Consider the following 13482-nt stretch of genomic DNA (forward strand, 5'->3'; position numbering starts at 1 on the left):
AGGTTCTCACTCACGCCAGAGGATCTTGTAGCGCCATTTGTCGGGCACGGTGAGCTGCCAGCGGGCCAGCTCGCTCTTGCTGAAGACATATTCGCCGCGCAGGGCCGCGCGCGGGGAGATGGTACGGGGCAGGGTGCCCGCCAGAATGGTGTTGATGAGGCTGGCTGCCTGTATCCCCTGATCGTGGCCGTCCAGCACCAGCCCGCCGATGGCCATCCCCTTGCCGACGGTAAATTCCCAGAAACAGAAGAGCGGCACCGGCGTGTTGGCGCTGGTCCACTCCAGCACCGTCTTTTCGCTAACATGCTTGCCATTGTCATCGACCAGCGTGTGGTAGAGGCCGAGGAAGATTGCCTGATAGCCGTTCTTCTTGGCGTTGAGCACTGCCTCCTGCCAGAGGCTGTAATCCCCCATCAGCTGGCTGTTGACCCGGGTCTGGCCGACCCGCAGCTCGGTCTGGGTCTTGAATTCATCCTCGATGGCGGTGAGGGCCACATTACTGGAATCAAACAGAACCAGTGCCTTGTCGAGCCCCCCCATCATCTGACTTATTTCGCTGATGTTGCGTTTGAGCAGGGGGCGCTCCAGCACGCCGGTGATCTTGGGGTGGCCGACAAAGCCTTTGAGGCGCGGATTCTCGTTCATGCCGAGAAATACCACCGGGGTGCCCAGCGAGGCGATCTCGTTGGCCAGATAGTTGATGGCGTTGTCATCCCCCAGTACCACCAGAGCCGGTTTGCTCTTCAGATAAAAGGCGATGGCTTGCTGGGCGATCTCGTCGAACTTCTCCCGTGGATGGCGTTTGGTGTCCATATAGAAGTGAGTGATCTTGTGCTCCCCCTGCAAGCCATCTAGCAGCCCTTTGTTGTAGCTTTGGTCCCACAGGTATTCGGGATGGTAGCTGCTGATCACCAGAATGTTGGCGGCCCAGAGCGGCAGAGAGAGGGTGGATAGCAGTAGCAATAGCAGGGAGGTGCGCATGGGTTGTCCCTTGTCGAGGGGGAGAGAGTTCTTGTTCAGTATGGGCGGTTTTGGTTGGCGCTGTCATCTCGAAACCGGTGCGGTGGGGGGCGATTTTTTTTCGGGTGGGTGGATCGGACGCCAGCCCGCACTCTGCCTGAGGTTGGATTTGAATGGGGCTATTTTGGGTTGGTCGTGAACTGTCCCGCTCGCTGAAAAACCTGTTCTGGATCAAGAAATGAGGCTTCGCTTTGGTGCCTAATAGACACCACATATAGGGGCGCATTCGTTTTTAATACCTATATGTTGTGTTATTAAGCTGTGTATAAGCTGTTCCCTTCCTATCTTCAGCCCAGGCTTGTCAAGCCTCGGCTGAATTTATTTGCGTCCAGGACGAGATGCCGGGAGGGGGGCCCAACAAGGGTGAGCCAGAGGCAAATGCCTGGCCTTTTAACGGGGAAAATCCATGAAACCGTTTGTGATCAAACGTGACGGATGTCGCGCACCATTCAATGCCCAGCTGATTGCAGAGGCGGTCAGCCGTGCGGCGGAAGCGGTCAATCAGGCCAATCCGGCACTCGCCTCCCGCATTGCCAATGCGGTGAGTCAGGAGCTGGAAGGGCGTGGTGAAGTTGATATCCACGAGATCCAGAACCGGGTCGAAAACCACCTGATGGCTTCCGACGACAAGGCCATCGCCCGTGCCTATATCGAATATCGCCACGACAGGGATCAGGCTCGCGAGGCGCGCGGCCGTCTGGCGCAGGAGATCCGCGGTCTGGTCGAGCAGACCAACGCCGCCCTGCTCAACGAGAATGCCAACAAAGACTCCAAGGTGATCCCGACCCAGCGCGACCTGCTGGCCGGTATTGTCGCCAAGCACTATGCCACCAGCCACATGCTGCCCCGTGATGTGGTTCAGGCTCATGAGAGCGGTGATCTGCACTTCCACGATCTCGACTACTCGCCTTTCTTCCCGATGTTCAACTGCATGTTGATCGATCTGAAAGGGATGCTGACCCACGGCTTCAAAATGGGCAATGCGGAGATCGATACCCCGAAATCCATCAGCACCGCCACGGCGGTGACCGCCCAGATCATCGCCCAGGTGGCGAGCCATATCTATGGCGGCACCACTATCAACCGCATCGACGAAGTGCTGGCCCCCTATGTGACCATCAGCTGGCAGAAACACCGTGAAGTGGCCGAAGAGTGGGGCATTGCCGATGTGGCAGCCTACGCCATGGCCCGCACCGAGAAAGAGTGCTACGACGCCTTCCAGTCGCTGGAGTACGAGGTCAACACTCTGCACACCGCCAACGGTCAGACGCCGTTTGTCACCTTCGGCTTTGGTCTGGGGAACAGCTGGGAGTCGCGGATGATCCAGCGCGCCATCCTCAGCAACCGTATCGCCGGTCTTGGCAAGAACAAGAAGACCGCCGTGTTCCCGAAACTGGTGTTCGCCATCAAGGATGGCCTCAACCACAAGCAGGGCGATCCCAACTACGACATCAAGCAGCTGGCGCTGGAGTGTGCCTCCAAGCGGATGTATCCGGACATCCTCAACTACGACCAGGTGGTCAAGGTGACCGGCTCCTTCAAGACTCCCATGGGTTGCCGATCCTTCCTCGGTGCCTACGAGGAGAATGGCGAGCAGATCCACGAAGGTCGCAACAACCTGGGGGTGGTGAGCCTCAACCTGCCGCGCATTGCCCTGAAATCCCGTGACGAAGCGGACTTCTGGGATCGTCTCGATGCCTCTCTGCGGGTCGCCAAGAAGGCGCTGATGTACCGCATCACCCGTCTGGATGGGGTGAAAGCGCGGGTTGCTCCGATCCTCTATATGGAAGGGGCTTGCGGCGTGCGGCTGAAGGCGGACGACAACGTCAGCGAGATCTTCAAGAACGGCCGCGCCTCCATTTCCCTCGGTTATATCGGAGTTCACGAGACCATCAACGCCCTGTTTGGTGACAAGGTTCACCTGTTTGACAGCACCGAGCTGCAACAGAAGGCCATCGCCATCATCGCCCGTCTCAGGGCAGCCATTGACGAGTGGAAAGAGGAGACGGGCTACGGCTTCAGCCTCTACTCCACCCCGAGCGAGAACCTCTGCACCCGTTTCTGCCGCATCGATGCCAAAGAGTTTGGCGTGGTATCCGGCGTGACCGACAAGGGTTACTACACCAACAGCTTCCACCTCGATGTGGAGAAGCAGGTCAATCCGTACGACAAGCTGGACTTCGAGGCGCCCTATCCGCCCATCGCCAGCGGTGGCTTCATCTGCTACGGCGAGTACCCCAATATCCAGCACAATCTGGAAGCACTCGAAAACGTCTGGGATTACAGCTACGACAAGGTGCCCTATTACGGTACCAACACCCCCATCGACGAGTGCTACGACTGCGGCTTTACCGGCGAGTTCGAGTGCACCTCCAAGGGCTTTACCTGCCCGCGCTGCGGTAACCACGACCCGGCCAAGGTGTCGGTGACCCGCCGTGTCTGCGGCTACCTCGGTAGCCCCGATGCGCGCCCCTTCAATGCGGGCAAGCAGGAAGAGGTGAAGCGCCGCGTCAAACATATGTAAGCGCAAAAGCGATGAAGAGCTGGCCCCTGACTCAAGGGGCCATTTTCATTGGAGGGCGGCAGTTATGCCGCTGTCCCGTGAACGAGGCAGGAAACAAGCGATGCACTACCACCAATACTACCCGGTCGATGTGATTAACGGCCCCGGCACCCGTGCCACCCTGTTTGTCTCCGGTTGTGAGCATCAGTGCCCGGGTTGCTACAACCAGAGCACCTGGCGGCTTGATGGCGGCCAGCCGTTCGATGAGGCGATGAGCGATCGCGTCATTGCGGATCTCAACGACAGCCGCATCAAACGGCGAGGTCTGTCGCTCTCCGGCGGCGATCCGCTCCACCCGGCCAACGTGCCCCACGTGCTGGCGCTGGTGAAACGGGTACGCGCCGAGTGTCCGGGCAAGGATATCTGGTGCTGGACCGGTTATCTGCTCGGCGAACTGTCAGAGGCCCAGCGCGAGCTGGTGGCCTTGCTGGATGTGCTGGTGGATGGCAAGTTTGAAAAGGCGTTGGCAGACCCCGGCCTGCTCTGGCGTGGCAGCAGCAATCAGCAGATCCACGACCTCAACGCCTGGCGTGATGCGGGTGAGCTAATTCCCTGTCTGGTTTGCAGTTGAAGCCCGGGATGTTTATGGTTAGCCCATTCCAATCCTGACGACATTCATGAAGAGGAGAGCCGAGATGAACAATCTGCTCAAGATCCTGCTGGCCATTTTCCTGCCCCCGGTGTGCGCGTTTATCCAGGTGGGCTTTAGCCTGCACTTTTTAATCAACATAGTGCTGACCCTGATGGGCGGTCTGCCGGGCATGGTGCATGCGCTCTGGCTGGTGGTGAGCGACAAGCGCGGCTGATGCCAGCGTATGGTTAGTGAGCTTATTGACGATAAAAGGGCCAACCTCTCGGGGTTGGCCCTTTTGTTCATGTTCATACGAATACTTTTTCGTTAGGATGGGTGACTGACCAAGCGGGCCGCGTTGAGCGGCCCGCAGTCCGGCAACAAGCACCGGCAAAGAACAAGGAGCGTTACATGAAGTGGAAAGTCGCAGTATGGTCAGGTCTAGCAGTGACACTGTTGCTGGGGTGCTCATCCCGTCAGGAGGTAGCGCACGAGCGCGCTCCGATCGTTATCCCTCTCGAGCAGTTGTCCAGCTACTGGGTTCAGGAGAAGCAGTGGTCATGGCTTGGCAATGACGAGCCGGCCCTGCCGGCCAAACCGGTCAAGGGGTATGTGGAAGTTCGCTATCAAATCGACGCCAGCGGCACGCCGGTCAAGCCGGAAGTGGTGGCGGCCGAGCCTCCCGGCGAGCTGGAGCAGAGCGCGCTGGCGACCCTCTCGCGGATCCGCTACAGCCCGGCAGAGGGCAACCCGGATGCCATACCGGTCGAGGTGACCAACCGCTTCGAAATCGAGATCAACTGATCCCCCACCACTCTGATGCCAGAGAAAGAGAGACCCCGGCCAGGCCGGGGTCACGTTTATTGCTGTTTGCAGTCGTTGTAGGCGGTCTGCCACTCGCCATCTTGATCCCGAAGCTCGACAAAGCCCTCATCCCCCTTGTTCCACCAAACGGCCTCATGTTCGTCCGTATAGCGGGCGCCGGAGGCCGAAATTGCTTGGGGCAGGGTGTAATCCTTGCCGTCCGGCAGTGACAGCTTGATAAAGCTGAGGCTTTCGTCGGAGAGAGAGAAGTAGCGCACCTGCACCTTCTTGCCCTGCTCGCACTGATAACTGACCGGTTCGCCACCAGTGACTGAGAGGGTATTGCCCTGATTGCAGCCAGCGAGCAGGCCGAGGGCCAGCGCACCAGCGGTCATCATATGTACCTTATTCATGATTACAGCTCCATTGGTGTCATAAGGGCGTGAGCCTAACAGGTTGCCGTTATTGTGCAATCAGCGGGGCCATTCGGTGCGTCGCTGGCTGTCCGGCCTGCCTGCCTCGGAGGTACTTCTAATTTGCGACAGGGATGGCGAGGTAGGAGTAAACGCGGAAGACAAAAAAACGCCCCGGCAGGCGACGGGGCGAAAAAGAGCTCATCCATGGGCTGACAACAGTGCTTACAACAGGAAATCAATAACCGAAGCGGGTCGCCTCGAAGCGATTGAGCAACCGGTGGACGAAGTAGCAGGCCAACAGGGTGACCACGATGGCAAACAGGATGCTGCTCACCCGGTAGAGGGCGCTGAACACCAGATCGTTGCCCGGAGTGAGGTACTGGCCAAACAGGATGCCGAGGGTGGTGAGGGCGCCGAAGCCGACCCCCGAGCCGCCTGCCTCCTTGACGTGGGCATGGCTGAATAGCATTGCGCCGAGCCACAGCAGCGGGGCGACAAGCAGCAGTTGCCCTGACCAGTCATAGAGCAGCAGTTGGCCGAGCAGGCCGAAGGTGACCCCCAGCAAGGTACCCATCGCCCGTTTACGGGCGTAACTCAGCGCACCGTTCCAGTGCATGGGGAACAGCACCAGCAGGGTCGTGGCCTGGGCAGACATGGAGTCGCGCAGGTCAAACACCTGAAAGACCAGAAATGACAGGGTGGCCACCGTGGCACCCAGCAGGGCTTCATGGCGCATCCGGTGCGGTGCCTTGGGGGCCGAGGCGGGCTTGGGTCTGGCTTCCACATCCGGGATCAGCATGGTCATCAGGTAGGCGATCAGCACCGACAGCACGCTCGCCCAGATATTGTTGAGGATCAGGTCGTTGAGGTCGGTCTGCTGATAGCTGGCAAAGTGCAGCATGATGCTGAGGCTCAGCACCCCGTTGGCCCCGAACAGAAACAGGCTGCCCCGCGACATGGCGGCGAAACGGTAGAGAAACAGCAGAAAGGCGATAGGGGTCATCAGCGCCGGATGGCTGCCAAACAGTCCCCCCAGCAGCCCGACCTCCACCCCACAGACCACCGCCGCCGCGATCAGCTGGCGCGCGGCATGGCCATTCATCACCGGCACCATTCCCAGCAGCAGCACCGGCGTGACCGTATAGAAGACCCCGTAATTCCAGCCAAACAGCTTGCAGAGCAGAAAACCCGTGGTGCAGCCAAAGGCGATGCGCAGGCACTGGCGCAGCTCGTTGCCGGTGAGGGGCCGATACCAGAGGTGGGTGGCAGCACCACCGGCGGGGTGTGCTGGGGCGGTATTGGCCGACGGGTGAGTGGCGTGATTAGTAGACATAATGGAGCAGGCTGAGCAGGTGGATCTAGCCCCGTGCCAGCATGGCGGTCAGGGCATTGTCCGGCAGCAGTTGCACCGTGGCTCGCGCCCCGGCTGGCAGATGATCGGGGAGCTGGTCCAGCTCGAGGTGCAGCCGCATCCGCTGGGCATCCCGTACCCAGCGATCAGACTCCACCGGCGCGGCCAGTCGACCATTGGCATCAAACTGACCGGCACTCACTCCGGCATCCAGACTGCTTACCCGAGCAGGATAGATCTGACCCGGCTCGCCATCGAAGGCGACCAGTGCGCGGGTTTGCTCGCCAACATGGCGCAGGCTCTTCTCCCGAAAATCGGCAATGACGTCCACCTGTTCCGACACCAGTGCCAGTAGCGGGCTGCCGGCGCTGGCGATACTGCCCGGCTTGAGCTGCAGGTTGGTGATGGTGCCATCCTGATCCGCGTGGACCTGGCTGTAAGAGAGGGCCAGCTGCGCTTGCGCCAGCTTGTTGCGGGCCTGGCGCAGCAACAGATTATCCTCACCGGTCACGCCACGACTGGCCTTGATCTGGGCCAGTTTGGCCTGACTGGCGCGCAGGTTGGCCTGGGCGCTGCGCAGGGCGCTGTCAGCCTCATCTTTTTGTTGCAGCGAAACCATGTGACGTTGGTAGAGCGCATCGATCCGCTCAGCCTCGCGCCACTTCTGGCTGGCCAGGGTCTCCTTGGCGTTGATCTCGGCAACGGCGGCGGTCAGGGCGGCATCCAGTTCACTGTTCTGCTGCTCTGCCTGCGCCAGCGCAAGGCGGGCCTGCTCCACCGCCAGTTCAAAAGGGGCCGGATCCAGCCTGAACAGCAGATCCCCCTTCTTGACCTGCTGGTTGTTGTGAACGGCGACCTCGATCACCTTGCCGCTCACCTGGGGGGCCAGCTTGGTGACCACCCGGGTCGCCATCGCCTGCGGTGTGAGGGGCATCAGCAGGTCGGCTATCAGAAAATAGGCAAACAGGGTGGCAAAGCCCGCCATGGACCATTTTATCCAGCGGGTAAATTGTTGATCCGGGGTCATCTTATTCTCTCTCTGTGTCGGTCTCGGGAGGGCTTGTATCGCCTCCGGCTTGTCGGTCGTGGTGTTGTTCAATCTTGCTGAGGGCGTTGGCCGAGATCCGCTGCACCGTGGCTTCAAACAGTTGCAGGGTCTGCTCGTCGATGCCCCCCAGCAGCTCCCGGCGGATATTCATGATGCGGTCGGCGATCTGATCGAGCAGGGTCTGGCCTGCCGGGGTCACGCAGACGATGCGGGCCCGCTTGTCCTGACTGCAGCAGTGGCGCTCAATCAGTCCCTGCTCTTCCAACTGGCCCAGGGTGCGCATCAGGGATGGCAGTTCTATTTCGAGGGCTTCGGCCAAGGTCTTCTGGCTGACATGGTTCCCCATGCGGGAGAGTTTCCACAGCGCGGTCCAGCGGGGATGGGTGAGGCCAAGGGGAGCCAGCTCCAGGTCGGCGGCAGTACGCCATAGCCGGTGCATCCGCGCTATCTGCTCGGCGAGCGACAGCTCGCGCAACCTTTCCAGATCCGTCATCTTCTCACCCTCAATGTACTTAGCCTGCTAAGTATCATACTTGTTTAGCAGGCTAAGTAAATAGTGTGATGCGGATCATGTTTCTGGTCGGATCTTTCGCTGGTGCGAGTTGGCAGCATTCGAGACCCTGATATTATTTTCGGGGCTGATCCACTCGAGACTCTTTTGCCGCTTCGGATATTGCGCCGTGAATGGAGGATATCTGGCGATTATTTTCATGAAATTTTCAGCTTCAGCGAGCAGCTCTTTTTTTATCCGCTAATATTGATGAGGTTATAAAACAAGGGGGAAACGGGTTGTGGATGGATATGACAGTGGATGTGTGTATCTGGCAATTGAAGCGCTGTTGAGTGATGGGGAATATGGTGCAGAGTCACACCATGGCGTGAATCGGGAAGGCGCAATCAGAAGTACCGATATCAGTCATGATTTTGACCCCGCCAATATTCCATTGCTGTTGGCAGAATAGACCTGACCGTGTGTGATCCTTGTGAGTTCAAGCCAGTGCTCTGGTATTCGCTGGCTTGACTCATCACTATTTCAATCTCCCCTTTTTGCATCTTTCTCCTCACCATTTTTCATCGTGCGTGCTTCCTGCACGCCGACTCAAACCCTGATGTGGCACGTCGTGGCACTCGCGTTATGGCGATGACATTGCCCGCTGATTATCACTCACAGGATCTGTGGCGATAAATGGTCGCAGAGCTTGTCATCTGGCTCTGTTATTTCCCCGAAGGGGGAGAGAACATCGCATCGTTATTACTGCTGATCACCCAAATATCCATCATTGGGTTCGCTCGTTTTATCGCCCTATTTCCTGGTCGAGCAGGGCATCGATGGTCTAGTGTTCTATTGTGCAGCGCACGTTGGCGGCACCATGATGTTTAAGTTTTTAATGTTTTTATATGGCTTTGCAATCTGGCTAACCGACAGGGGCGAGGGGGATCAATAAAGTAGCGGCCACAATCACACGCAGAGTACATAACAATGAAAAACCTCTCCCCCCTACAAACCACACAAGAAAAGGCCGCCTTTATGGGCGGCCAACAAATTGCCGGTATGCCGCTCTTTATATTTCTGGGGTTGGCGACCTGCGTTCTCTTTTCCGGCTGGAACGGCTCGTTGCCGCTGGGCATGGTCGGTGCGCTGGCACTGATGTTCGTGCTGGGCACCCTGCTGACCGAGCTGGGGGAGCGGATCATGCCGATCCGTGAATATCTGGGGGGCGGCACCATCCTCGCCATCTTTGGCGGCGCCGCCCTGTTCGAATACCAGCTGCTGCCGGTGCAGGCGGGGCAGGTCATCACCAACTTCATGAAGGAGGGAGGCTTTCTCAACTTCTTTATCGCCAGTCTGGTGACCGGTTCTGTGTTCGGTATGAGCGGCGCTTTGCTGAAAAATGCCGCCATGCGCTACCTGCCGGTCATTCTTGGCGGCGTGGCGCTGGCACTGCTGAGCGTGGGGCTGGTCGGCTCCCTGATGGGGTATGGCTTCAAGAATGCGGTGCTGCTGATCGGCCTGCCGATCATGGGGGGTGGCATGGGGGCGGGGGCTGTGCCTCTGGTGGAGATCCTCTCCGCCCCGATGCAGATGTCCAGTGCGGATCTATTGTCGCGCATGGTACCGGCGGTGGTGATCGCCAATACCCTGGCCATTCTGGTGGGCTCCCTGCTGGCGCGCCTTGGTCGCCGTTATCCTTCCCTGACTGGCAACGGCAAGCTGATGGTCAAAGAGAATAGCCAGAGCATTGCTGACGAGCAGGCCGAAGCGCCGACCCTGCAGAGTCTGGGTATGGGGCTTTTCATCAGCACCAGCATGTTTGTGCTGGGTTCCCTGCTCGGCAACTTTATCCCCATGCACCCCTTCGCCCTGATGATTTTGGCCGTCGCCTTTATCAAGGTGAGCGGCTTGCTGCCGCGCCGTTATGAGCAGGCGGCGGCCGACTGGTATCAGTTTGTGGTGAGCAACCTCACTCCCTCCCTGCTGGTGGGGATCGGCGTCGCCTATACCAGTATTCCCGAGCTGATCAGCGCCTTCTCCATCAGCTACTTCGTGCTGGTCATGGTCACCGTGATTGGCGGCGCCCTCGGCGCGGCGCTGGTGGGCCGGATGATCGGTTTCTATCCCATCGAGGCGGCCATCACCGGCGGACTTTGCATGGCCAACATGGGCGGCACCGGCGACGTAGCCGTGCTCTCGGCGGCCCAGCGGATGAAGCTGATGCCCTTTGCCCAGATCTCCTCTCGCCTTGGCGGCGCCGTGATGCTGATCCTGGCCACCGCCCTTATCTCCCTGCTCGCCTGATACCGGATTGAGGAACAAACAAAATGAACGACATCATGATGGGCACCAGCCTGCCCTATGCAGAACGCAAGCGTCAGGGCGTGCGGGGGCGTATGCCCCACAAGGAGGAGTCCCTCTCCCAGCAGCGGCGGCGGATCTACCGATTGGTCAGCGCTATGCAGAGTCCGTTTGACCAGCATCTGCTGCTGCGCCAGTTGCAGGAGGACAACCCGGTGCTGTTCTACGATCTGGTGCGCCACCACCTGCCGGAGCTGCTGCCGATCATCTACACCCCGGTGGTGGGGGAGGCGTGTCAGCGCCACAGCGACCTTTATCTGCGCAGCCACGGCCTCTATCTCTCCTGGCATGACAGGGACGATCTTGACGACATCCTCGAGTCTGTAGAGCAGGAGGTGGACGTGATCGTCATCTCCGACGGTGAGCGGGTGCTGGGGCTTGGCGATCTCGGTATCGGCGGCATGGGGATCTGTATCGGCAAGCTGGCGCTCTACTCCGCTGCTGGCGGCATCAATCCGGCGCGCACCCTGCCGCTCTGTGTCGATGTAGGCACCAACAACCCCGAGCTGCTGGAGGATGACTCCTACCTCGGTTGGCAATCCCCGCGCATCGACGGCGAGAGCTATTACCACTTTATGGACAAGGTGGTGGCCGCCATTCGCAAGCGCTGGCCCCAGGTGGTGCTGCAGTTTGAAGACTTTGCAGGCAAGCATGCCGCCAACTTGCTGACCCGTTATCGGGACGAGCTCTGCATGTTCAACGACGATATTCAGGGCACGGCGGCAGTGGCTTCTGCCTGCGTGCTGGCCGGTCTGCAGCAGGCGGGTACCGCCCTCAATGATGCCCCTGTGCTGATCGTCGGTGCCGGTTCTGCCGGTTGCGGCATCGCTGCCATGCTGGCCCAGCTGGCGGGGAGTCACGATGGCGTCTGGCTGTTTGATCAGGACGGGGTGGTCTGTGCCGATCGTCCCAACTTGACTCACGCCCAACAGCCGTTTGCCCGCGCCGTTGAGGAGGGGAGCAGTTCGCTGCTGGAGACCATCCGGCAGGTGCGCCCGGCGGTGCTGATCGGGGTGAGCGGTCAGGGCGGCCTCTTTACCCGCGAGGTGTTGCAGGCGATGGGGGAGGTGTGCGAGCAACCGGTGATCCTGCCACTCTCCAACCCGACCCGCAGCGCCGAGGCCACCCCCGAGCAGGTGTGTGCCGCCACAGATGGCCGCGCCCTGCTGGCCACCGGCAGCCCCTTTGCGCCGGTGACGGTGGCGGGGGCGCGGCGGGTAGTCTCCCAGTGCAACAATGTCTATGTCTTCCCGGGGATTGGTCTCGGAGCCTGCGCCGTCAAGGCGTGCCGCATCAGCGATGGCATGTTGCTGGCCGCGGTGCGGGCAGTCGGCGCCTATCCGCTGGTGGCGGGCCGGCTGTTGCCCCCCATCGAGCAGGTGGGAGAGGTGGCCCGCGCCGTCGCCAGAGCGGTGGCGCTCTGTGCCCGCGAGGAAGGATTGGCTGATTTTGTCGGCGATCCGGCTCCTTTGATTGACCAGACCTGGTGGCATCCGCACTATTGGGCTGCGTCCTGACGTTTTAAGGTATGTGCATGAAACTTCGCCACCAGTTGGTCACCCTCTCTCTCGGGCTCTCCCTGCTGCTGATCCTCATTCTGGGCAGCCTGCTGGCTCTCTTTATCCGTCATCTGCTGGAGAGCAACCTGCAGGATAAGGGGAGCGATCTGGCACGGGTCATGGCGGCCGATACCCGGGTGGTCGAGGCCCTGCGTCAGGGCAGTGATCCTACCCTGCGCGACTACGTGGAGGCGGTCTGCAACCGCACCGATGCCACCTATATGGTGGTGACCGATGAGCATGGTCGCCGCCTCAGCCACCCCAACCCCGAGCTGGTGGGGCAGAAGTTTCGCGGCGAGGATATCTGGCCTGCGCTGCAGGATCGGCGCAGCTACTGCTCGAAAGATCGGGGCACCATGGGGCCGGCGATCCGCTGCTTCTCCCCGGTGGTTGGCGGGGATGGGCGCGTCATGGGGGCCGTGGTGGTGGGCTACCTGATGCAGCAGGTGGAGGGTATCTATATGGAGCGGGTGGCCCTGCTCATCTGCGCCATAGTAGCGGTGCTGGGGTGTGGCCTGCTGCTGGCACTCTGGGTGCAATACCTGCTGCGAAAGACCCTGCTCGATCTGGAGCCGGAGGCGATCGTGCGCCGCTTCACCCTGCAGGATCTGGTGCTTGAGCACATCACCGAAGGGGTCATCGCCCTCGATGGCCGCGGCAATATCAATATGATCAACAGCACCGCCAGCTATCAGCTGCGGCTGCCGGTCACCGGGCGCCACGCCCTGCAGGGACAGTCGCTGGCGGAGCTGGTGCCGCCCCTCGCCCCCTGTCTGGAGCAGGAGGGGGGCGAGGTGAGCTTTACCATTCAGGGGGAGTCCTTTGTCGGTCGCTGGCAGGCGGTGCAGGGCAAGGCGCCGGGGCGGCTGCTGATCTTCAGCCGTCCGGAGGTGGCTGCCAGTCTGGGGGTGCAGGTGACCCATCTGCGCCAGTATGCCGAGATGCTGCGGATGCAGAGCCACGAGTTCGCCAACAAGCTGAGCAGCCTCTCCGGCCTGTTGCAGTTGGGCCATGTGGATCAGGCGGTGGAGCTGATCCAGCAGGAGAACGAAGCGTGCCAGACCATGCTGCAGGAGCTGCTGCGGCTGATCGACAACAAGCCGGTGGCGGGGCTTATTCTCGGCAAGTTCAGCCGGGCCCGCGAGCTCGGGGTGACCCTGGAGCTCGATCCTGACTCGGCGCTGGCGGAGTATCCGGCTTCGGTCTCAGCCGATCTCATCACCCTCATTGGCAACCTGCTGGACAACGGCCTGCAGGCGGCCTGGCGCAACCGCCAGCAGCGGCCGCCGCGGGTGC

General features: G+C 60.4%; 12 protein-coding genes. 7 read left to right on the top strand and 5 right to left on the bottom strand.

Annotation, left to right across the window (positions count from 1 at the left end):
• Positions 1-6 precede the first annotated feature (6 nt).
• Positions 7-981, bottom strand: coding sequence for an ABC transporter substrate-binding protein (locus L972_RS03935; protein WP_047435754.1), 975 nt, complete (start codon positions 979-981; stop codon positions 7-9).
• Between the two features lie 445 nt (positions 982-1426).
• Here L972_RS03935 and nrdD point away from each other — a divergent pair, with 445 nt between their 5' ends.
• The 4 genes from nrdD (at position 1427) to L972_RS03955 (ending at position 4958) form a co-directional block, all read left to right on the top strand.
• The gene (gene nrdD, locus L972_RS03940) at positions 1427-3544 is read left to right on the top strand and encodes an anaerobic ribonucleoside-triphosphate reductase (RefSeq protein ID WP_047435755.1); all 2118 of its coding nucleotides are present in this window, start codon (positions 1427-1429) and stop codon (positions 3542-3544) included.
• Positions 3545-3644: 100 nt separating this feature from the next.
• A complete protein-coding gene (gene nrdG, locus L972_RS03945) occupies positions 3645-4154 on the top strand; it encodes an anaerobic ribonucleoside-triphosphate reductase-activating protein (RefSeq protein WP_047435756.1) in 510 nt (169 codons plus the stop codon).
• A 64-nt stretch (positions 4155-4218) separates the two neighbouring features.
• Positions 4219-4389: a YqaE/Pmp3 family membrane protein gene (locus tag L972_RS20570; protein ID WP_005338440.1), complete on the top strand. Its 171-nt coding sequence runs from the start codon at positions 4219-4221 to the stop codon at positions 4387-4389.
• A gap of 176 nt (positions 4390-4565) precedes the next feature.
• Positions 4566-4958 carry a TonB family protein gene (locus L972_RS03955; RefSeq protein WP_047435759.1) on the top strand — a complete coding sequence of 131 codons (393 nt, stop codon included), beginning with the start codon at positions 4566-4568 and terminating at the stop codon, positions 4956-4958.
• A gap of 56 nt (positions 4959-5014) precedes the next feature.
• Here L972_RS03955 and L972_RS03960 read toward each other — a convergent pair whose 3' ends face one another.
• The 4 genes from L972_RS03960 to L972_RS03975 form a co-directional block, all read right to left on the bottom strand.
• Positions 5015-5371 (bottom strand): MliC family protein, encoded by a 357-nt coding sequence (locus L972_RS03960; RefSeq protein WP_047435762.1) that lies wholly within the window; start codon positions 5369-5371, stop codon positions 5015-5017.
• Between the two features lie 238 nt (positions 5372-5609).
• Positions 5610-6707: a DUF2955 domain-containing protein gene (locus tag L972_RS03965; protein WP_047435765.1), complete on the bottom strand. Its 1098-nt coding sequence runs from the start codon at positions 6705-6707 to the stop codon at positions 5610-5612.
• A gap of 25 nt (positions 6708-6732) precedes the next feature.
• Complete coding sequence (locus L972_RS03970) at positions 6733-7752, bottom strand: HlyD family secretion protein (protein WP_052200024.1); 1020 nt, start codon at positions 7750-7752, stop codon at positions 6733-6735.
• 1 nt (position 7753) lies between these two features.
• Positions 7754-8266 carry a MarR family transcriptional regulator gene (locus L972_RS03975; RefSeq protein WP_005349886.1) on the bottom strand — a complete coding sequence of 171 codons (513 nt, stop codon included), beginning with the start codon at positions 8264-8266 and terminating at the stop codon, positions 7754-7756.
• A gap of 987 nt (positions 8267-9253) precedes the next feature.
• Here L972_RS03975 and L972_RS03980 point away from each other — a divergent pair.
• The 3 genes from L972_RS03980 to L972_RS03990 all read left to right on the top strand — a co-directional run.
• A complete protein-coding gene (locus L972_RS03980; protein WP_047435768.1) occupies positions 9254-10570 on the top strand; it encodes a 2-hydroxycarboxylate transporter family protein in 1317 nt (438 codons plus the stop codon).
• Between the two features lie 23 nt (positions 10571-10593).
• Entirely contained in the window at positions 10594-12144 is a 1551-nt protein-coding gene (locus L972_RS03985) for an NAD-dependent malic enzyme (protein ID WP_047435771.1), read from the top strand.
• 17 nt (positions 12145-12161) lie between these two features.
• A partial coding sequence (locus L972_RS03990; RefSeq protein WP_047435774.1) for a Spo0B domain-containing protein occupies positions 12162-13482 on the top strand: 1321 nt, incomplete at its 3' end.

Origin of the sequence: Aeromonas sp. ZOR0001, assembly GCF_000801015.1 — a bacterium.
In the GTDB taxonomy this organism is placed as follows: Bacteria; Pseudomonadota; Gammaproteobacteria; order Enterobacterales; family Aeromonadaceae; genus Aeromonas; species Aeromonas veronii.